Here is a 19,018-nt window from a genome sequence, read left to right as displayed (position 1 = left end):
AAACAAGGGCTCTAATGTTTACAGAGTCCTTGTCAATCTTTACTTAAATGAAAAAAATTCTCCGTCTGGTCGCGGCCCCATAGCCAAAGACCTTGATCCGCCGCCGGAAAAGGTCCACGTTGACGACATAGCCGGCAAATTCATTCTGGTGGTCCATCTTCCGGTTTAAGTTCTTGTTATACTTGTTCGTCAGCTGGTGGTTGGGTCCCATCAAGGCTGAGCAGTTGAACAGAACGTACTGGATGCCGTTGATCCGGTACTGGTCTTCCACATGCCGGTGGCCGCAGAAGTAGGCGATGATCCGGGCGTCCTTGACCGCGGTGAAGTCAAAGTCGTTGCTCAAGCGGAATTCCGCCGGCACGTCCTTGCTGGAGTGCATCCGGCCCTTTTCCTTCTGGTTGAAGGCCACCAAGAGTTCATGCAGGGACCGCCCGTTGTACTTCAAGGCATTGCCGCCCTTCCGGTTGATCGGGTTGGCGTGGCTGAGCAGGATAACTTGCTTGCCGCTTGACTGCTGCAGGATTTCGATCAGTTCCTGCACCTGGTCTTCCCGTACCCCCAGGGTCAATTTAACATCGTACTTTTTCTGCCCTTTTTCATCCAAAATGTAGGGAATGTCTGACGTATTCAGACTGATCACCCGGACATGGCCCTGGTCAAACCAGGCCACCCCGTGCTGGCGGGAAACATAGCCCAATTCCCGTTGCCGGTACATCTCCGGCCACATAATCTTCTCAAACTCCCGCTCCGGGAAGCTGGCCTTCAAGTCATGGTGCTCGTCAAACTTGTCATTTTCGTCATGGTTGCCCTTGATCATGAGGTAAGGCACCTTGCTGGACTTAAAGGAGTCCCGCAGCTTCATCAGTTCGCTTTCGCTGATGAGGCCGGCGTCAGAGCCGTCGATCCAGTCGCCCAGGTGGCATTTGAGGTCCAAAATATCCAGCTGGTCCAGGTAGGAAAACTCTTTGACATGCATCAAGCCGTTCCAGCCATAGAAGTCCAGGCTGTCAACATTCTTGAAGTGGGTGTCGGTAATGACCCCGATATTGACAGAGTCGTCTCCTTCCCGGATTTCCTTTTTCACGTCGCTGACAAAGCGGGCCAGGTAGTCTTCCACGACATAGCGCCGGCCCGTTTTCCGGCTGCGGAAAGCCTTGAAGCGGTTCAGTTCCGGCACGAATTTCCGGTCGTATTCAGCGGCCAGGCTGTCAGTGCTTTCCGGACTGAGTGCCTGGTGCAGGATGCCCTGGTCATCTTGGTAGACCGTCAAGGTAAACGGCCGGCCGTCAGGCGTGGCGTCGCGAGCATCGACATGGTACTCCCCTACCGTCAGATACTTCTGCATGGGATCCAGGAGCTCGCCGGCATTCTTTTGCACGGCGTGCAGCTTGAAAGACCCAACTGCCTTGTCAATAATTCCCTTTGTGTATTTAAACAGGTCCATTTCTACCCTTCCAAAAAGCCTAAAATCACAAAAAGCCGGGCCTCCCCCGGCTCTCAATTATAGATTTTCTGCTAATGCGTGTGCTGCCAGGCCCAAGGAAAGCACGGCATCCTTGGACAAGACGTTGCGCAGGTCGGCAGCGGCGATGGCTTCAACCGCTCCGATCACCTTAAGCCCGTAGACCAAAACGTGCAGGTCGGTTCTTGGCACGTAATTGTCGTCCACGTAGGCATTTTCGTGGTTGTAGGTCAGGTTGATTTCGTCCTTGTCAACGAAACCGTCCACGTGGTTGGTCAAGATGCGGTCGTGCAGGTCGCCCAGCTTGCCAGTCAGATTAGTCAAAGCCAGGTAGTGGTCACTTTCAGTTTCATAGTATTCATCTTCGGTCCGATCGAAGTAATTGCTGATGGGATCGTTCAAGACGCCCAAATCATCGATGGCCTGGTAAACCCGGCCGGTATCTAGCTTTGCTTCACCGTTAAGAATCTTGTCTTGAGCTTCAGCTAACTCGTCAGCCAGCTCCATGGTAGTTAATTTTTCCATGTTGTCCTCCTTGCAATCTTACCCTAATTATAGCAAAAAGTCGGTCTGGAATAGCTTTTTTTACTTGGGCAAAGCGCTTTTTTCCATATAATGGGGAAAGTTCACAGCTGATGACAAAAAAATTAAAGTGCACCTGGCGTTTTTTAATTTACTTGCTATAATTAGTAATATCTCTCAGATCAGCATTTTAGCTGCATCTATCAAGCTGTGTCGTAATATATGAGTTTTACGAGAAAAAGAAGGCAAACAATATGAGAAGCAAGAAACTTTTAGCCAGCTCAGCCGTAATCTTAGCTAGCGCGGCCACTTTAGCCGCCTGCGGGTCAAATAGCTCACAAAGCAGTTCCAAGAAGCAGACCCTTACCTGGATGAATACCGCCGAAATGACGACCTTGGATGCATCCAAGGCAACCGACCAGGCATCATATGAACAAATCAACAACGTTGAAGAAGGGCTTTACCTTCTGGGCAAGAACGCCAAGGTCCAAAATGCTTTGGCCACTTCCACCAAGAACAGTGCCGACGGCAAGACCTGGACTTTCACCATCAGAAAGGACGCCAAGTGGTCCAACGGGGACCCAGTTACGGCCCAGGACTTCGTCTATTCATGGCGCAGAACCATCGACCCGAAGACCGCCTCTGAATATGCCTATTTGTTCAGCGGCATCAAGAATGCCGACGCGATCGTTTCCGGCAAGAAGAAGCCAGCAGCTTTGGGCATCAAGGCTGACGGCAAGTACAAGCTGACCGTTACTTTGGAAAAGCGGATCCCATACTTCAAGCTGTTGATGGCCTTCCCGCTCTTCTTCCCGCAAAATGAACATGCCGTCAAGAAGTTCGGCTCCAAGTACGCGACCGCGTCCAAGTACATGGTTTACAACGGTCCATTCAAGCAAGTTGGCTGGACCGGGTCCAACTTGAGCTGGAAGCTGGTCAAGAACCCAACCTACTGGGACAAGAAGAGCGTCAAGCTGGACACGATCAAGTTCAGCGTTCAAAAGACTCCGGCAACTGACTACAACCTTTACCAAAGCGGCAAGCTTGACGCTGCCTTCCTGGACGCCCAAGCCACCAAGTCTTTGAAGGGCAAGACCGGCTACACCCAACGCAAGATGTCCACGACCCAATACCTGTCCTACAACCTCAAGAAGCACCCAGAATTCAAGAACAAGAACCTGCGTCTCGCCATCTCCATGGCCATCAACCGCAAAGAACTTGCTTCAACTCTGGGCGGGGCTGCAACGCCAGCTACAACCTTTGACCCAGAAGGCATGACGACGGTTAACGGCAAGGACTACACCGACACGGTCAAGAACGCCGCAACTGAAAAGGCCATGACTTACAACGTTAAGGAAGCCAAGAAGCTTTACAAGCAAGCATTGAAAGAAACCGGCAAGAAGAAGATCTCCTTCACCCTGCTGGGCGACGACGATGACACGGCCAAGAAGGCAGCTGAATTCGTTCAAAGCCAACTGGAAAACAACTTGGGCATCGATGTGCAAGTGCAAAGCATCCCGAAGAAGACCCGGCTGACCAGAATGATGAACGGCAACTTTGACGTCGTTTCAACTGGCTGGAACGCCGACTTCTCCGACCCAATTTCCTTCCTTGACCTGCAGACTACTGGCGCTTCATACAACTACGGCAAGTGGTCAAACAAGACTTACGACAAGTACGTTGCCGCTTCTAAGACGACCAGTTCAACCAGCGACCGCTTCAAGGATCTTGCCAAGGCTGAACAAGTCCTGCTGGCAGAACAAGGGGTTACCCCACTCTACCACCCAATCGAAGCCTGGATGGTCAAGCCGAGCGTTAAGGGCGTGATCTACAACGGCGCCGGGGCAAACTACAGCTTCAAGTACGCTTACCTGAAGTAACAAGCAGCAATAGCGACAGACAACAAACAATAGACCACAGACTAGAATAAAGAAAAGAGGCTCGCGGCTTACGCGAGCCTCTTTCTTTTGCCTAAGGAAGGCAACAATAGTAAGAAGCAAGTAATGATGATTGTCACTGTCAAAGTAATAACGCCATGATTAAAGTCGATGGCTTGATTGTTGACCTCTCTTAAAAAAGAAAAAAGCCGTGGCAACCGCCACAGCTTTTCAAAGAGTTATTATTCAAATATATTTTTAGACCAACTTCTTCCGGATGGTACCAGAGATCCAGTCGATGACCACAACCATAACGATGATCCCCAAAAGTATGATCCCAACCCGGCTCCATTGCCGGTAGTTCAAGGCGATGATCAAAGGATAGCCGATACCACCGGCCCCAACCAGACCCAAAACAGAAGCGGACCGGACGGACACGTCAAAACGGTAAAGGGTATTGGAAACGATGGCTGGCATCAAGTCAGGCATGGTCGCGAAAACAGCAACGTTGAACTTAGACCCGCCGGCCGCCGTAATCGCTTCAGCTGGACCATCATCCAAACTTTCAATCGCTTCTGAGAACAGCATGGCCAGCATCCCGACTGAGTGCAGACCCAAGGCCAGGGCACCAGCTGGAGCGCCCGGGCCAACGGACTTAATGAACATCAAGGCCAGAACGATTTCCGGGAAAGATCTGATGAAAGTCAAAACGATCTTCCCGCTTTCAGATACCCAGAACTTCTTGTGCCGAGTGTTGGCTGCCCAGAAGGCAAAAGGAACTGAAATGATGGCGGAGATAAAAGTCCCCAGGAAGGCAATACACAAGGTCTGCCACAATTGGGAAACCAGGTCTTCCCCGCTGCCGTTATAAACGTATGACCAGTCCGGGTGGAAAAGACCATTGAAGATCGCCCCGGTAATCTGGCCGGCAGTTGGCTTGATCCCGCCGAAGTTGATGCCCGTGCAGGACCAAATAATGATGGCGATGGAAATAATCCAGCCGCCCCACTTAATAGCTCTGGACTTGGCCGTCACTGGTTTTGGTGGTAATTTCTTCATTGTCGTATCCATTAGCGCATCAAAGCCTCCCTTGCTTTAGTTGAAACAAAGTCGATGACCAAAACAACCAGGAAGACAACCAGGATGATCATCCCCGTTTGGTTGTAGTTGAACATGTCCAAAGTGTTCTTCAGCTGCAGACCGATACCACCGGCACCGATGTAACCGAGGATCGTGGATGCCCGGACGTTGATTTCAAAAGCGTACAGGGCGTAGCTGATGAAGTAAGGCAGAATCTGTGGCATAACGGCAAATATAATATTGTTTATCCCGTTGCCCCCGACTGCCTTGATGGCTTCACTTGGACCTGGATCAATAGTTTCGATGGCTTCGTAGAAGAGCTTGACCACAACACCGAAGGTGAAGACAGTCAAGGCCAGGATACCGGCAACCGGGCCGATACCAACGATAGCAACGAAGATTGAACCCAAGAGCAGGTCAGGAATCGTTCTGATGATGTTCATGATGAAGCGCAGAACGCCGGTAATTACCCGGTTATGGACAATGTTTCTGGCAATCAAAAGTGAGTAAACGAAGGCCAAGAGGGACCCGATAACCGTACTGATGATGGCCATCTTGATCGTTTCCACCAGGTAAGGAATGGCAGTGCCGGCATATGACCAGTCCGGCTGAGCCATCTGCACGAAGATTTCCGCGAACTGGCCAAAGTTGGCGAAAAATTCCGGCAGACTGGTCTGCGTGTTGTTAACAGATAAAACCAGACCCAGGACCATCAAGATGACCCAGACCCAGTTCCACATCTTAAACTTCTTTTTTGGAAGTTTTAACATGTCGCGGTCAGTTGCTGACATTGTTAGTCTTCCTCCTTACCCTTGCCGCCGTTGTAGATGTTGTCGAAGACGCTTTGCGGCGTGTCTTCCATCTTGCCGTCATAAACGATTTCCCCGGCCCGGACACCGATGACCCGGTGGCCGAAGTCCTTGGCCAGTTCAATTGAGTGCAGGTTGGCTACGACCGTCATGTCGAACTTTTCGTTCAGCATCTTCAAGTCTTCCATAACCTGGCGGGAAGTCTTCGGGTCCAAAGAAGCAGTTGGTTCGTCGGCCAGAATGATTTCCGGTCTTTGGGTCAGCACCCGGGCGATAGCCACCCGCTGCTGCTGACCACCAGACAATTCGTCAGCCCGGGAGTAGACCTTTTCAGCCATGCCGACGCTTTGCAGGGCTTCATAAGTTCTTTGCTTGTCTTCGTCAGTGAAGAGGTTGAAAGTAGTCTTCCAGGTTGGGTAGTAAGCCAGGCGACCAGCCAAAACGTTCCGCAAAACGCTGGAGCGCTTAACCAGGTTGAAGCTTTGGAAGATCATCCCGATCTTGCGCCGCATGAGGCGCAGGTTCTTGCTCTTGGCCTTGGTGATTGACTCACCGTCAATCAAGATGTCGCCTTCAGAAATGTCGTGCAGGCGGTTGATTGCCCGGAGCAGAGTGGACTTGCCGGCACCGGAAAGACCAACGATTACCACGAACTCACCCTTGTTGATTTTTAGGTTGATGTTCTTCAAACCAACGGTACCATTGTCGTAGACCTTGGTAACGTTCTTCATTTCGATCATCGGCTGTTCTGCCATGAATAATAACTCCTTAAATAACTAAATTTGCTTTTTCATTGAAAATCGTGTCCTACATTAAAGCGGGGCACGATTTCACTATTAGTATTCAGTTGATAATCTTTGTGATATCAATGACTACTTGGTAGCAGCCATCTTGTCGTACTTGCGGACGATGTTGAAGTCTGAGTCCTTTGAAGGAACGTAGCCTTCGTGGTCGTAGATGCTTTCAATGATCTTCAAACTCTTCTTGTCCTTGCGCAGAGATTCGAAGGCCTTGGACAGCTTCTTGCGGAAGGAGATGCTCATGTCTGAACGAACTGAGATGGTGTCGTTAGGGATGCCCGTAGTGAAGTAGATTGGAACAACCTTCTTCATGATGTTTGGTTGGTCGGCCAAAACAGTGTTACGTGCGTCTTCGAAAGTGAAGGCAGCATCAACGTCCCCGTTAAGAACGTCAAGCACGGCTTGGTCGTGGCCAGTTACAGTTACCAGGTTGGCGTTGCCCTTCTTAGTCAAGTCCAGTCCTTTTTCCTTCAATTCAGCGATTGGGAAGATGTAGCCCGCTGAAGAAGTAGCGTTTTGAACGGCAATCTTCTTGCCCTTCAAGTCCTTCCAGCTCTTGATCTTTGACCCCTTCTTAACCAGGATTTCTGACCGGTAGAACTTAACCAGCTTGTTGGTTGCCTTACCGCCTGGTTGCTTTACCCCGTAACGGAGAGCTTGAAGCAGAACGTCAGCAGCCTTTTGCTTGTGGGCCAGAACGTAACCATCCGGTGGCAGGAAGCCGACGTCAACCTTCTTTGACTTCATGGCTTCGACAACCGTGTTGTAGTCAGTTGACATTGAGATCTTAACCGGAACGCCAAGCTTCTTGGAAAGGATCTTTTCAAGCGGCTTAGCCTTGGCTTCCAAAGTGGAAGCAGCTTGACTAGGAACAAACTGGATCGTCAAAGGGTGTGACTTTGATGGAGTGTAGCCCTTTGATGAAGAAGATGACTTGCTTGAAGAGCAAGCAGTTGCCAGCACGGCAGCAGCAACAGTTAAAGCACCAAACAATGCTTTCTTGAACTTTTTCATTATTTCCCCCTGAAAAATGGTTAATGAAAGTTAAAATAGTACAACAGCAGCATAAGGGATGAGCTTGAAAGCAGCCAGAGAAAAGTCCACACAAATGCCTCCACAACCGGCCGGCTCTCACGCTCATACATCTCATCGGAACGACAGCAAGGCGAATCTCGCTTCTGTGTTCTGGAACAATTCTACCAGAAATATTCGGGTTTTAGCAAGCGTTTTTCGTTTTTTTTACCCAAACTAATTGATCCGGTCCAATTTTGCCAGCAAAAGGTTAATGAAATAGCGAAAAATTACACAAACTACTAACTTAATTAGTTGAAATCCGAACAAAAGTAAAATTCAAGCTAAATAAACGGGAAATAAAAGAACGTTTGGAAATTGTTCCAAACGTCCTCTTTTTAAGATATACTTTTATCAGCCAACTTACTTGGCAGGCATGTTGTTGACGTCAGTTCTGACGATCAAGACATCGGCCATGGCGTGCTGGTTGACGTATTCGGTAACTGACCCCATCAGCATCCGCTCAACGGCGTTCAAGCCGGTGGCGCCCATCACGATCAGGTTGTTGCCGTGGTCCTTGACGAAGTCGTAAGAGATGATTCTCTTCGGGCTGCCGTAACGGATGTGGTAGTCAATGTCGTCAAAGGCCAGGTCGTCGTGGGCCCATTGCTTGAGGCTCTTGAGGTATTCCTCTGAGTCTTGGGTCATTTGGTAGATCGTGTCGCCTGAGATCAAGGTGTCCTGCATTTCGCCCATGAACTGCCGGGTGTCGATCACGTTCAAAACATCAACGTGGTAGCCGTTGTTGGCGGCAATCTTCACGGCCTTGTCAAAAGCACGTTCAGCGGATTCAGATCCATCGACAGGTACCAAAATTTTGATTTTTTCTTCAGTCATAGTGCTCATCTCCCGTACTATCTACGTATTTCGCTTATCTATATTTTAACATAAGTCACGGTTTAGTAATGCGCTTTCGCAAAATTGTTACATCTTAAACTTGCAGGGAAGCATTTTTTAAGCGGGATGAAAAAATCAACCGCTAGACAACAATAAAAAGAAAATACAGACAAATAAATAAGAAAGGATTCGACAAATGACTTCATTAAAACAGCAATTGCTGGACGTTAAAGGCGGCCGGAACTTCCGTGAACTGGGCGGCTACCAGACCGTTTCCGGCAAAAAGATCAAAATGCACAAGCTGATCCGGAGCGGGCACTTGGCCGACCTGCTCAAGGAAGACCAGGAATACCTGCGCCGCTACGGGCTCAAGTACGATATCGACCTCCGGACCAGTTTCGAAAGAAACAAGCAGCCAGACCGGAAGATCGCGGGCGTTGAGTACTTCGCCGACCCGGTTTTCGATGAGGACTTGACCAACTCCACCATGAGCATTTCCGACATGGCGAGAGAAAGCCAGGATCCAGGCTGGGGCTACCAGCGGATGCTGTGGGCCTACAAGAACATGGCAACCGGGAAGAACGCCAACAAGGCCTACCAGCACCTGTTTGAAGTTCTCCTGGCTAATGAGAAAGACGGCGAGAGCGTGCTTTTCCACTGCACGGCCGGGAAAGACCGGACCGGTTTCGGGGCAATCTTAATTCTGACGGCCTTGGGCGTACCGATGAAAACCATTGAAAAAGACTACCTCTTCACTAATGAAGTAATCAAGGACTTCGTCAGCCAGCTTTTGGCCAAGGAAAAGGCCGCCGGAGCTGATGACAGCCTCCTGGCGACCTTCCGCGATTTACAGACTGTACAGCCGGCCTACTTCAAGTACCTGCTGGATGTCATCAACCGGGACTACGGCAGCATCAACGCCTACCTTCACCAGCAGATCGGCCTCTCTAATGCTGACCTGTTGGATTTGCGGACGATATACTTGGAGAAATAAGCGCCAGAATTAAAATCCCTCTTCCCGCAGGGCAGAGTACACGCCGGCAGGATCAGTCTGGGAAAAAATCCGGCTGAGGGCTGCTGGTTCAGCCTGGCTAAGGAAGGTCATGGTTCTGGCTAAAAGTTCAGCCTGGCCGTCCGCCTTTTGGTCCAGCAACATGAAGCAAAAGCCAACTGGCAATTCGCGGCTGGGATCGACCATGCTCTTGAAGCTGACCGGGGCCAGCAGCTTAATGGGAACGACCCGCTGCTGCTTGACGAAGCAGCCTTCCGTGTGCGGAAAAGCCAGGTTGGGGAGACCCGGGGCCAGATTACAGCTGGCCAGGCCGGTCGGAAAGTCCTCTTCTCTGTCCACCACCTGGTCTAAAAAGCCGGCCGCTACCAGCCCCTGCTCCAGCAGCTTTTTGTAGACTTGGGCAAACATGTCGGCCCGGTCTTCGGCCCGCAAAACAAAACAGCTTTCCGCTTTTAAGAGTTCTTCAGTCATTTTTAGTCCACCCTTTTTTCAAAAATACAACTACTTTTATTATAAGCTTTCTGCCGCTGGGCAACTTGGCTGATGCTTAATTTTTGACTAGTCAGCCGGGGCGGAAAATGGTAAAGTTATTCTAGAAAAAGAAACACAATATCTCGCAACGGACATGAAAGGAATACAAGATATGCCAAAAAAGACGATCTACTTCGGTGCCGGCTGGTTCACTGACCGCCAAAACAAAGCCTACAAGGAAGCCATGGAAGCCCTCAAGGAAAACCCAACGGTTGACCTGGAAAACAGCTACGTTCCCCTGGACAACCAGTACAAGGGCATCCGGGTTGACGAACACCCGGAATACCTGCACGACAAGGTTTGGGCTACGGCCACCTACAACAACGACTTGAACGGGATCAAGACCAACGACGTCATGCTGGGCGTCTACATCCCTGACGAAGAAGACGTCGGCCTGGGCATGGAACTGGGTTACGCCTTGAGCCAAGGCAAGTACGTCCTTTTGGTCATCCCGGACGAAGACTACGGCAAGCCGATCAACCTCATGAGCTGGGGTGTCAGCGACAACGTGATCAAGATGAGCCAGCTGAAGGACTTCAACTTCAACAAGCTGCGCTTTGACTTCTACGAAGGTGCCGTATACTAAAAACAACTATATCTAACAAAAAGCCTGCCTTCCGCAATTTTGGAAGACAGGCTTTTTCTCTTTATACTTATTATTCTTCCCAGCGAATTTCCCCATTCAAGTAGGTCTTCGCCAGGGACATGTCATCTTTCAAAATCAAGAAGTCAGCTGGCAGGCCTGGACGAATCGCCCCGCACTTGTCCAGCAGGCCTTGGCTGCGGGCCGGGTTATAGCTGGCCATCAACACAGCCTCTTCCTTGCCAGCCAATCCCCAGTCAACCAGGTTCTTCACCCCGTCCTTCAGTTGCAAGACGCTGCCGGCCAGGTTGTCGCCCTCCTTCAGGCGTGCCATCCCGTCCTTAACGTATACCGGCAGTTCCCCTAGCATGTAGTCGCCATCCGGCATCATCCCGGCTTCCATGCAGTCAGTGATCAAAACAATATGGTCCTTGCCTTTAGCCGCCAGCAGGGCCTTGATGGCGCTAGGCGTGACGTGGTGACCATCAGCAATCAGTTCGTTGTCCATGTTCTCCAGTGCCATGGCCGCGTTGGCAATGTTTGGCTGGTTGTGAGAGAAGTCCGGCATCCCGTTAAAGGTGTGAGTAAAAATCGTTGCCCCAGCCTGTGCAGCTGCCTTAGTCTGGTCATAGCTGGCACTAGAGTGGCCCAGGGCTACCTTGACTCCCCGGCTGACAGCGTAGCTTACGAAGGCTGGCGTTCCTGGACGTTCTGGGGCAAGAGAGATCTTCTTCAGCATCCCCTTTGACGCTTCCAGCCACTTGTCCAGTTCTGCCGGGCTTGGATCCATCATGTATTTTGGATTTTCCGCCCCCGCGTGTTCTCCCGTAAAAAATGGGCCTTCAAAATGGATTCCTTGAATCTTAGCCCCGCTCTCTTCTCCTTGGTGAGCAGCCAGCATCCGGCAGACTTCAACCAATTGCTCACTGGACGCGGTCACTGTCGTTGGCAGCCAGCTGGTTACCCCGGCACTCAGCAAGGCTTCAGACAGGCGGTTGATTCCCTCCCAGTCGCTCTTCATCACGTCTTCCTTAACAGAACCGTGGATGTGGGTGTCGACATAGCCCGCTGCCACGCTAAAGCCAGTGTAGTCCACCGCATCCGGCACTTGGCTGCCTTCTGGCAGGTAGGCCCCGAATTTACCATCAACAATCTCTAAATAGCCGCCTTTTTCCCGGCCATTTGGCAGGTAAAACTGATCAGCATGAATGTAATAGCGCATTTTTTCTCCTTAGTAAAACAATCTTTTTCCTTCTATTATTCTTAACTCTGTAAGCCTTTTAGTCAATGCTTTGCTAAAAAATGAGCAAAAATAAAACTGCCCGTTTCAGGCAGTTAAAGATCAGCTATTGGATTCTTTGAAGAAAAAGCCCTGCGACCGGACCAGGTCTTCATCTAACCCAAAGATAAGCATAGGCAAAAACCCAGTCGAATCAAAATCAAAAACAGGATGATCAGCCAGCTCTTCCGTAGTTAGTTACACCATTTATATCGTGCCATTACACCATTTGTATCACATTTTTATTTACACCAGTAGTAATCCAGCACGTTTTTTAGCATTACTAAAATATAATTTTTGAAAGTCGTCACAATTTAAGACTTCATAATATTTGTTAGCCAGATAATTTAAGGAGCAATAAACTCCTTCTTTTCTACAAGGTAATTGTCTGTCTCCTGGTTACCCAAACTGGTATAGGCTATTTTTTCCAATTTACCGGCTTTTTGGCTATAATTAGATTAGATATTTCATGACATAAAGGAAAAAGATTATGACTGCAGACCTGCAAAATTCAAGACATCAATTAGGAAAACTGGTTGGCGTCAATAAGCGTGAAAATTACTATGAGCTTCATTACGCGACCGGCGAGATCGCCCGCGTCTACTTGATCGCTAATGGCATCTTCCGCTACTGGCTGGATCCAAGTCAAGAATTTGCCGAAACTGACGACATGCTGGTCAAAGGCATTGAGCCCGACCCGCAATGTTTCGCCCGGGCCACGGCCCACGCGACCAGCGACATGTTCATCATCACCACCGGCAGCTGCAAGTTGATTTTCCAGCAGAAAACCGGCAGCTTCAGCATCTTTGACGAGTCTGTCCACCGGCCGCGGATGGTCCAGGCTTCCGCCCTCGAACTGAGCGACAAGCACAGCATCGAAATCCTGAAGCAAGGGCAAAACGAATACTACTACGGCGGCGGGGTCCAAAACGGCCACTTCAGCCACAAGGGTGAAAAAATCACCATCAAGACCGACGGTATCACCGGGGCTGACGGCGTTCTGGCTGCCGTGCCTTTCTTCTGGACCAACGCCGGCTTTGCCGAACTGCGCAACACGACCGCGACTGGCCACTATGACTTCGGCCGGCAAAATTCCCAGCTCACCATCCTCAGCCACCGGACCCCGGTCTTTGACAGCTACTATATAATAGGAAACTCTCCGCAAGAATTGCTGTCCAGCTTCTATTATTTGACCGGCAAGCCCTTCATGCTGCCCAGCTACGCCCTCTCCTTCGGCCACCTCGGCAACTTCCTTGACGGCTCCTGGCAAGAAGCTGACGGCAAGGGCCATGAAGCAGTCCGCTTTGAAGACAACCGCTACTACACAAGAAAGACGGAAAACAGCGGCCACCTGCCAAGCTTAAACGGGGAAAAGGACTACCAGTTCTCCGCCCGGGCCATGCTGGACCGCTACCAGCGCTGGGGCTTCCCGTTATCCTGGATCATCCCCAACTACGAAAGCCAAACTGCCGCTAAGCCCGATGACTTTGCCGCCTTTGCCAGCTATGCCCAAAGCCGCAACTGCCATCCAGGCTTCTGGAGTGAAAAGGGCCAGCCTTTAGCCCACCACAGCGAATTTGCCGCGGTCGACGACCCAAGCAGCGACTTGACCGCCGTCAATTCCGACCTGGCTAAGGAAAATCCGAAAGCCAAGCCCCTTACCCTGATCCGCGACAGCCTCCTTCCTTACCAAAGCCAGGCTGCCCTGGCCTTCGGCGATGTCAGCGGTGACTGGTCCAGCATCAAAACGCAAATCTCTACCTTATTAGGTGCTGGTTTGTCTGGCCTGCCCTTCATTGGGGCCGCTGCCGGCGGCAAGCACGGCCAGGAAAATGCCCAAGTTGCCGTCCGCGACCTGGAATGGAAGACCTTTACCCCGCTTCTCTTCGTCATTGACGACCAAAGCCCGCTCAGCAAGACGCCTTTCGCCTTCAACAACAAGGTCTCCCGGATCATGAAGGCCTACCTCGGCCTGCGTGAGCAGCTGAAGCCTTACCTTTATGCCCTCAGCCGCCAGGCCCAGGACGGCCTGCCCCTGGTCCGGCCGCTGCTTATGGCCTTTCCGCATGAACAGGTTGGCTACGGCCGGGACTTTGCTGATGAATTCATGCTGGGCGACCAATTGCTTGTCGCTCCAATCGTCAACGGCAAGTCTGACAATCAAGGCCTAAGCGTCCGCGACCGGATCTACCTGCCCGACAAGCAGACTGTCTGGATCGACCTCTTTACCGGCGACCGCTTGATGGGCGGCCGGGTCTACAACCAGCGCAAGTACCCCCTTTGGCAATTGCCCGTCTTCGTCAGAGGCGGCAGCATCTTCGACCTGGGCAGCCGGCGCTTCGTTCTCTACCCGCAAGGCGACGCCACCATCAGCACCTACAGCGACAACGACCAAAACGACTACAAGCACAACAGCGCCCAAACCGTCATCCGCACCCATGTGGCCGACAGCAAGCTGCGCGTGATCATCGAACCGACCACCGGCTACTACCCGAACATGGCCATTAAAGAGCAAACCTTCTTTTATATATACTGTGACCAGCACCCAGATGAAATCCAGCTCCGGGCCGGCGACGAGGAAGTCGTTACCTTGACTGAATACGGCACGCCGGAAACCCTACAAAGAGCCAAGGAAGGCTTCTACTACGACAACAAGTTCTGCTGGCCGGAAGGCTTCAAGGACTTGGGCGCAACGCCTCGCCCGGCTTTGATCATCAAATTGCAGGAGCGGGACATCAAGCAGGAAAAGCTGGAAATCCTGGTCAACAACTTCCGCTTCGCCAATGAGCAGCTAGTTCACCAGATAACCGACGCCGCCCTGCCCCTGCCGGGCAAGGTTGAAGTCGACCGGGACAAGATCAGTGCCCACTCTTTGACGGTCAAGTGGGTCCAGCGGACGCCTAGTGTCCAGATTGAATTGAACGGCCTGCTCTACACCGGGATCAGCGGGAACATCTTCACCTTTACCGACCTGGCCGCCAACACTGGCTACCGGTTGCGCCTGCGCTATGAAGCTGGCTACAAGGTATCCGAATGGTCCGACCTCTTGCAGGTCAAGACCAAGCGGGAACCGCGGGACTTTATCATCTCCAATGTCAAAGTCACTTCCAGCCAGGAAAGCGCAAGCGGCCACCAGCTGAAAAACCTCCTGGACCGGAGAACGGCAACCGACTGGCAAAGCACGGGCAAACCAAGCGAAGACCAGCCGCTGACTTTGACCTTCAGCTTCCCGGACCAAACAGAATTAAACAAGCTGATCTACGTGCCAAGAGCCAGCAGCCGGGATGGCCGGCCTTTGCGGATGCGGGTGGAAATCTCCACCGATGGGGAAAACTTCACCAGCTACGGGACTGACTACCAGTTTAACAGCGACTGCAAGAACAAGGTTATCGGCCTCAGAGGGGTCAGCGCCAAGGCTGTCCGCCTCAGCATTCTGGAAACGACCGGCGATTACGCTGCCGCCAGTGGCATCGACTTCTACCGGCCCCTTAAATAAGCCGTAATTTTTTGATATTTTTAGACAAAAAAACAGTGGAAAGCTTCGTAAGGAAGCTTCCACTGTTTTTCTTTAATCGAATCCGAGATATTCTCAGATTCTTTTCGCTGAGAAGGCAAGGATTAAATAAAATGTTGTTCGGGTTTGTGCGTTAACCCTTGTCAGCACCTACAGTAATCCCACTGACGTAGAACTTCTGCATGATGATGAAGAGGATCGTGATTGGGATAGCGATGACGACACAGCCAGCCACGAATTGGGCGAAGTAGGCCGTCGCGTTCCCCTTTGAAGAAGAAAGCATGTTGTACAGACCATACGCGATCGTGTAGGTCTTTGGGTCACCTGAAGTTGAGAGGATGATCCCGGAGAAGATGAAGTCTACCCATGGTGCCATGAAAGTCGTTAAAGCTGTGTAGACGATCATTGGCTTGGAGAGCGGCAGGCCGATCTTAGTGAAGACCTGCCATTTGGTTGCACCATCCAGTTCAGCTGCTTCATCCAGTGACCGCGGGATTGTGTCGAAGAAACCCTTGGCAACGTAGAAGCCAAGGCCGGCACCACCGACGTAGACCAGGATCAAGCCGCCCAGGTTCAGCATGTTCAGCCCCTTCAATATGTAGTAAAGGGCGATCATGGACATGAAACCAGGGAACATGCCCAAAACCAGGGCAATTTGCAAGAATGGCTTGCGGAGTCTGAAGCGTAAGCGGGACAGGACGTAAGCAACCGTGATTTGGATGAAGGTTGACAGAGTGGCGGAAATGATGGCCACGAGCAAAGTGTTGATAATCCAGTGCAGGTATGGGAACTGGGAGTTGGTAAAGATCCCGATATAGTTCTGGAAGGTCCATTTTTCAGGGAAGAAAGTTGAGATAAAGCCAGTATCGTTGTATGAGAAGCTGGCCAAAACGATCCAGAGGATGGGGATCAGCCACAAAATTGCTAAAATCGTCAGCAATAAATATCTGAAGAAAAGGGATACTTTTCTCTGGTTAGAGTAAGACTTCAATTTTATCCCTCCTTAAACGCAGTGGTGTGACGATAAGCGATCAAGGAAATCGTCGCACTCAAGATGAAGATCAAGATGCCCAGAACGGCTGAGGCGTTGTAGCGCTGCTGCTGACCGAAGGTCAGGTTGTAGAGCCAGTTGACCAGAAGGTCGGTTGAGCCGGCACCGTTGTAGTTGTTGTTCATTGGCTTACCACCAGTCAACAGGAAGATAACGTTGAAGTTGTTGATATTGCCGATGAATTGCTGGATCAAGGACGGACCCATCACAAAGAGGATCTGCGGGAAGGTAATGTTGTGGAAAATCTGGAAGACGTTAGCCCCGTCGATTCTCGCGGCTTCAATCTGGTCTTGTGGCAGGTTTTGGATAATCGCCATGGAAACCAGCATGGAAACCGGAATACCAATCCACATGTTGACGATGATAACCGTCAGCCGGGCTACCCAAGGGGCAGCTTCATTGTCGATGAAGTGAAGCGGCCCTGAGATCCAGCCCCAGTTTTGCAACAGGGTATTCAAAGGCCCCTGCGCGTCCAGGAATTGCGCGATCAGCAGCAAGGAAACGAATTGCGGTACGGCGTAAACCACGATGAAGATCGTCCGCCATACTTTCCGGTGCTTGATCCCCTTGGATTCAATCAAGAGGGCCAGGAGAACCCCACCTAAGAAGGTGGTTGCCGTGGCAGCTACGGCCCAGATCAAGGTCCAGCCCAGGACAGGGAAGAAAGTCCCGGCCAGGTCCCCGCTCAAAACATTGCCGAAGGCCTGGAAACCAGTCCAGGAGAAGCCGATCGGGTGTTGGCGGTCGTAGTTAGTAAAGGCCATGGAAATCATGAAGACAGTTGGCAAAACAGTGAAGAGGAGAATCCCCAGCACAGGAATGAACATTAAGGCCGCATGCAGGCGGGAGTCCAGCAGGCTGGCCAGTTCTTCCTTGTTGGTGGCAATGTGCTTGCCATCACGCTTCTTGATGTAGTTGGCCCGGGTTGAGCGCAAGTTGGTGACATAGAGGCAGATGAAACCGATGACCAGGAAGAGGGCCATGATCCCGAAGAGGAGGATCAAGACTGAGTTGTCTGGCTGTTTGGTCACGTAAACGCCTTGCGCTTGGTCAAAGACAACCTTCTTGGTCTTGTTTTCCCCAAGGTTGCTCAGCATGCTGAGGGCACTGACCCCGCTAAAGATAAACCAGACCAGGAAAACAATTTCACTGATCAGTAGGCTGAGACCCTTGGCCCACTGCTTATTCTTCAGGGCGCTGACGCCCATGAAGAAGAAGGACAGCTTGTCAGCCACGTCCCCCTTGGACCAGACTTCTTTGTAGCTGGCTGTCGGAGGAACATGTCCTTTTCTTTTAAACATTTTTCATTACTCTCCTTCTCAAGCTTAATTAAAGTTGTTGCTGCTTAATTAAATTACTTTTGAGAAATCTTCTTTGAGAACTTGGCAAGTTGCGCCTTGTATTGGCTGGGCTTGATCTTGCCGTCGTAGGTACCGCTGATCAGAGGAGCTGCACCGTCCCAGAAGGTTGCCATTTGCGGCAGCTTTGGTTGCAGAACTGAGTTGCCTGGTTGCGCCATTTCGATAACGTACTTGGCAACTGGGTCGTTTTGCACGGCACTTGAGTTAACAGCGCTCTTCAAAACTGGGATTTGACCAGCCTTTTCGTGGGCGATCAATTGTGACTTCTTGTTGGTGATGTAAGCAGCCAATTCTGAAGCGGCCTTGGCGTTTGAAGTGTGGGAGTTAATCGCGAAACCTTCGATACCCAGGAAGGCTTCCAATTGCTTCTTCTTGCCGCCGACAGTTACAGTTGGGTACTTGGCAACAGCGAAGTTCTTGCCCAAGATCTTCTTGATGTTGGCAGCGTCCCATGGGCCGTCCATGATGGCGTCAGCATTGCCCTTATTCAATTGGTTCAAAGCGTTTGAAGTTTGCATTACGCCCTTGTTGCTCTTTTGCTTGGCAATCCAAGTCAAAGCGTTGACACCGTTTTGGCTGTTGAAAGTTGACCCCTTTAGGCTTTCACCGTTTTCCCCGTACAGGGTAGTGCCAGCTGAGAAGAAGATTGGCCACATGGTGTAAGCGTTGGTGAAGTCAGTAGCCAGAACACCCTTGGAAGTCAAAGTGTCCCAGTCCTTAACATCATTAGCTGACAGCTTGGACTTGTTGTAGTAAATCGTGTCGGCTTGTTGAGCGTATGGGTAAGCGTAAACCTTGCCCTTCCAGGTAACACCCTTGTAAGCCTGGCTGACATAGTTCTTCTTGATGTTGGCAGTGTCACTTGGTGATAGCGGGTTGATGTAACCAGCGTTTGCCATTTGGCCTAATTGGTCGTTTGGAACTTCAAAGACGTCGGCTGCTTTGGAAGCATCCTTACCAACGTCAGTCTTGGCGTTAGCGGAACCGTTAGGACTTTGGGTAACCTTAACGGTAATGTTTGGATACTTCTTGTGGAAGTCCTTAGCAATGTCCTTGTAGTAGGATACTTGTTGAGTGTCTACCCACAAAGTCAATGATGCCTTCTTGTCGGCAGTTGATGATGAACTACTGCTGCTCTTGGAGCATGCTGACAAACTCAAGGCAGCCAATACTGCCGCGCTGCTCAAAGCAGCCTTTTTAAAGAAACTCATTTTTTTCCTCCTAAACAA

At 50.9% G+C, this 19,018-nt stretch carries 16 protein-coding genes; 4 read left to right on the top strand and 12 right to left on the bottom strand.

Annotated features, from left to right (window positions below; translation table 11 throughout):
• Positions 1–43: 43 nt before the first annotated feature.
• Together LJ046_RS02925 and LJ046_RS02920 are read right to left on the bottom strand one after the other, a co-directional pair.
• Positions 44–1,444 (bottom strand): metallophosphoesterase family protein, encoded by a 1,401-nt coding sequence (locus tag LJ046_RS02925; RefSeq protein ID WP_002877852.1) that lies wholly within the window; start codon positions 1,442–1,444, stop codon positions 44–46.
• A 57-nt stretch (positions 1,445–1,501) separates the two neighbouring features.
• Entirely contained in the window at positions 1,502–1,987 is a 486-nt protein-coding gene (locus LJ046_RS02920; RefSeq protein WP_002877850.1) for a hypothetical protein, read from the bottom strand.
• 251 nt (positions 1,988–2,238) lie between these two features.
• Here LJ046_RS02920 and LJ046_RS02915 point away from each other — a divergent pair, with 251 nt between their 5' ends.
• Complete coding sequence (locus LJ046_RS02915) at positions 2,239–3,864, top strand: peptide ABC transporter substrate-binding protein (RefSeq protein ID WP_002877849.1); 1,626 nt, start codon at positions 2,239–2,241, stop codon at positions 3,862–3,864.
• Between the two features lie 255 nt (positions 3,865–4,119).
• Here LJ046_RS02915 and phnE (LJ046_RS02910) read toward each other — a convergent pair whose 3' ends face one another.
• The 5 genes from phnE (LJ046_RS02910) to LJ046_RS02890 all read right to left on the bottom strand — a co-directional run bounded on the left by phnE (LJ046_RS02910) (position 4,120) and on the right by LJ046_RS02890 (position 8,458).
• Entirely contained in the window at positions 4,120–4,932 is an 813-nt protein-coding gene (gene phnE, locus LJ046_RS02910) for a phosphonate ABC transporter, permease protein PhnE (RefSeq protein WP_002877848.1), read from the bottom strand.
• The gene (gene phnE, locus LJ046_RS02905) at positions 4,932–5,732 is read right to left on the bottom strand and encodes a phosphonate ABC transporter, permease protein PhnE (RefSeq protein WP_002877847.1); all 801 of its coding nucleotides are present in this window, start codon (positions 5,730–5,732) and stop codon (positions 4,932–4,934) included. Before phnE (LJ046_RS02905) ends, phnE (LJ046_RS02910) begins: the two co-directional genes overlap by 1 nt.
• A gap of 2 nt (positions 5,733–5,734) precedes the next feature.
• Positions 5,735–6,505: a phosphonate ABC transporter ATP-binding protein gene (phnC, locus tag LJ046_RS02900; RefSeq protein WP_002877846.1), complete on the bottom strand. Its 771-nt coding sequence runs from the start codon at positions 6,503–6,505 to the stop codon at positions 5,735–5,737.
• 117 nt (positions 6,506–6,622) lie between these two features.
• Positions 6,623–7,564: a phosphate/phosphite/phosphonate ABC transporter substrate-binding protein gene (locus LJ046_RS02895; protein ID WP_002877845.1), complete on the bottom strand. Its 942-nt coding sequence runs from the start codon at positions 7,562–7,564 to the stop codon at positions 6,623–6,625.
• Between the two features lie 420 nt (positions 7,565–7,984).
• On the bottom strand, positions 7,985–8,458 hold the full coding sequence (locus LJ046_RS02890) for a universal stress protein (RefSeq protein ID WP_002877844.1): 474 nt from the start codon (positions 8,456–8,458) through the stop codon (positions 7,985–7,987).
• Positions 8,459–8,654: 196 nt separating this feature from the next.
• Between LJ046_RS02890 and LJ046_RS02885 the strand changes: the two genes are divergently transcribed.
• Complete coding sequence (locus LJ046_RS02885) at positions 8,655–9,452, top strand: tyrosine-protein phosphatase (RefSeq protein ID WP_002877843.1); 798 nt, start codon at positions 8,655–8,657, stop codon at positions 9,450–9,452.
• A gap of 9 nt (positions 9,453–9,461) precedes the next feature.
• Here the strand turns inward: LJ046_RS02885 and LJ046_RS02880 are convergent, their stop codons facing one another.
• Positions 9,462–9,941 carry a PTS sugar transporter subunit IIA gene (locus LJ046_RS02880; protein ID WP_002877840.1) on the bottom strand — a complete coding sequence of 160 codons (480 nt, stop codon included), beginning with the start codon at positions 9,939–9,941 and terminating at the stop codon, positions 9,462–9,464.
• A gap of 172 nt (positions 9,942–10,113) precedes the next feature.
• On the opposite strand from LJ046_RS02880, the gene LJ046_RS02875 reads away from it, so the two are divergent.
• A complete protein-coding gene (locus tag LJ046_RS02875; protein ID WP_002877839.1) occupies positions 10,114–10,587 on the top strand; it encodes a nucleoside 2-deoxyribosyltransferase in 474 nt (157 codons plus the stop codon).
• 70 nt (positions 10,588–10,657) lie between these two features.
• On the opposite strand, the gene nagA is transcribed toward LJ046_RS02875, so the two are convergent.
• Positions 10,658–11,806 (bottom strand): N-acetylglucosamine-6-phosphate deacetylase, encoded by a 1,149-nt coding sequence (gene nagA / locus LJ046_RS02870; protein ID WP_002877838.1) that lies wholly within the window; start codon positions 11,804–11,806, stop codon positions 10,658–10,660.
• Positions 11,807–12,353: 547 nt separating this feature from the next.
• On the opposite strand from nagA, the gene LJ046_RS02865 reads away from it, so the two are divergent.
• Complete coding sequence (locus LJ046_RS02865; protein ID WP_002877837.1) at positions 12,354–15,359, top strand: glycoside hydrolase family 31 family protein; 3,006 nt, start codon at positions 12,354–12,356, stop codon at positions 15,357–15,359.
• A gap of 151 nt (positions 15,360–15,510) precedes the next feature.
• On the opposite strand, the gene LJ046_RS02860 is transcribed toward LJ046_RS02865, so the two are convergent.
• The 3 genes from LJ046_RS02860 to LJ046_RS02850 are packed head-to-tail and all read right to left on the bottom strand — an operon-like array spanning position 15,511 to position 19,000.
• Complete coding sequence (locus LJ046_RS02860; RefSeq protein ID WP_002877836.1) at positions 15,511–16,368, bottom strand: sugar ABC transporter permease; 858 nt, start codon at positions 16,366–16,368, stop codon at positions 15,511–15,513.
• 2 nt (positions 16,369–16,370) lie between these two features.
• Positions 16,371–17,729: a carbohydrate ABC transporter permease gene (locus LJ046_RS02855; protein WP_002877834.1), complete on the bottom strand. Its 1,359-nt coding sequence runs from the start codon at positions 17,727–17,729 to the stop codon at positions 16,371–16,373.
• A 53-nt stretch (positions 17,730–17,782) separates the two neighbouring features.
• The gene (locus tag LJ046_RS02850; RefSeq protein ID WP_035176490.1) at positions 17,783–19,000 is read right to left on the bottom strand and encodes an extracellular solute-binding protein; all 1,218 of its coding nucleotides are present in this window, start codon (positions 18,998–19,000) and stop codon (positions 17,783–17,785) included.
• Between the last annotated feature and the right edge of the window lie 18 nt (positions 19,001–19,018).

It is taken from the genome of Lactobacillus delbrueckii subsp. jakobsenii ZN7a-9 = DSM 26046 (assembly GCF_001888925.1).
GTDB lineage: Bacteria > Bacillota > Bacilli > Lactobacillales > Lactobacillaceae > Lactobacillus > Lactobacillus delbrueckii.
The sequence above is the reverse complement of the archived record's forward strand: the minus strand, read 5'-3'. Positions and strand labels throughout refer to the sequence as shown.

Coding starts and splice junctions, on each gene's coding strand:
- LJ046_RS02925 (WP_002877852.1), bottom strand. CDS start 1,444: ATGGACCTGTTTAAATACACAAAGGGAATTATTGACAAGGCAGTTGGG.
- LJ046_RS02920 (WP_002877850.1), bottom strand. CDS start 1,987: ATGGAAAAATTAACTACCATGGAGCTGGCTGACGAGTTAGCTGAAGCT.
- LJ046_RS02915 (WP_002877849.1), top strand. CDS start 2,239: ATGAGAAGCAAGAAACTTTTAGCCAGCTCAGCCGTAATCTTAGCTAGC.
- phnE (WP_002877848.1), bottom strand. CDS start 4,932: ATGGATACGACAATGAAGAAATTACCACCAAAACCAGTGACGGCCAAG.
- phnE (WP_002877847.1), bottom strand. CDS start 5,732: ATGTCAGCAACTGACCGCGACATGTTAAAACTTCCAAAAAAGAAGTTT.
- phnC (WP_002877846.1), bottom strand. CDS start 6,505: ATGGCAGAACAGCCGATGATCGAAATGAAGAACGTTACCAAGGTCTAC.
- LJ046_RS02895 (WP_002877845.1), bottom strand. CDS start 7,564: ATGAAAAAGTTCAAGAAAGCATTGTTTGGTGCTTTAACTGTTGCTGCT.
- LJ046_RS02890 (WP_002877844.1), bottom strand. CDS start 8,458: ATGACTGAAGAAAAAATCAAAATTTTGGTACCTGTCGATGGATCTGAA.
- LJ046_RS02885 (WP_002877843.1), top strand. CDS start 8,655: ATGACTTCATTAAAACAGCAATTGCTGGACGTTAAAGGCGGCCGGAAC.
- LJ046_RS02880 (WP_002877840.1), bottom strand. CDS start 9,941: ATGACTGAAGAACTCTTAAAAGCGGAAAGCTGTTTTGTTTTGCGGGCC.
- LJ046_RS02875 (WP_002877839.1), top strand. CDS start 10,114: ATGCCAAAAAAGACGATCTACTTCGGTGCCGGCTGGTTCACTGACCGC.
- nagA (WP_002877838.1), bottom strand. CDS start 11,806: ATGCGCTATTACATTCATGCTGATCAGTTTTACCTGCCAAATGGCCGG.
- LJ046_RS02865 (WP_002877837.1), top strand. CDS start 12,354: ATGACTGCAGACCTGCAAAATTCAAGACATCAATTAGGAAAACTGGTT.
- LJ046_RS02855 (WP_002877834.1), bottom strand. CDS start 17,729: ATGTTTAAAAGAAAAGGACATGTTCCTCCGACAGCCAGCTACAAAGAA.
- LJ046_RS02850 (WP_035176490.1), bottom strand. CDS start 19,000: ATGAGTTTCTTTAAAAAGGCTGCTTTGAGCAGCGCGGCAGTATTGGCT.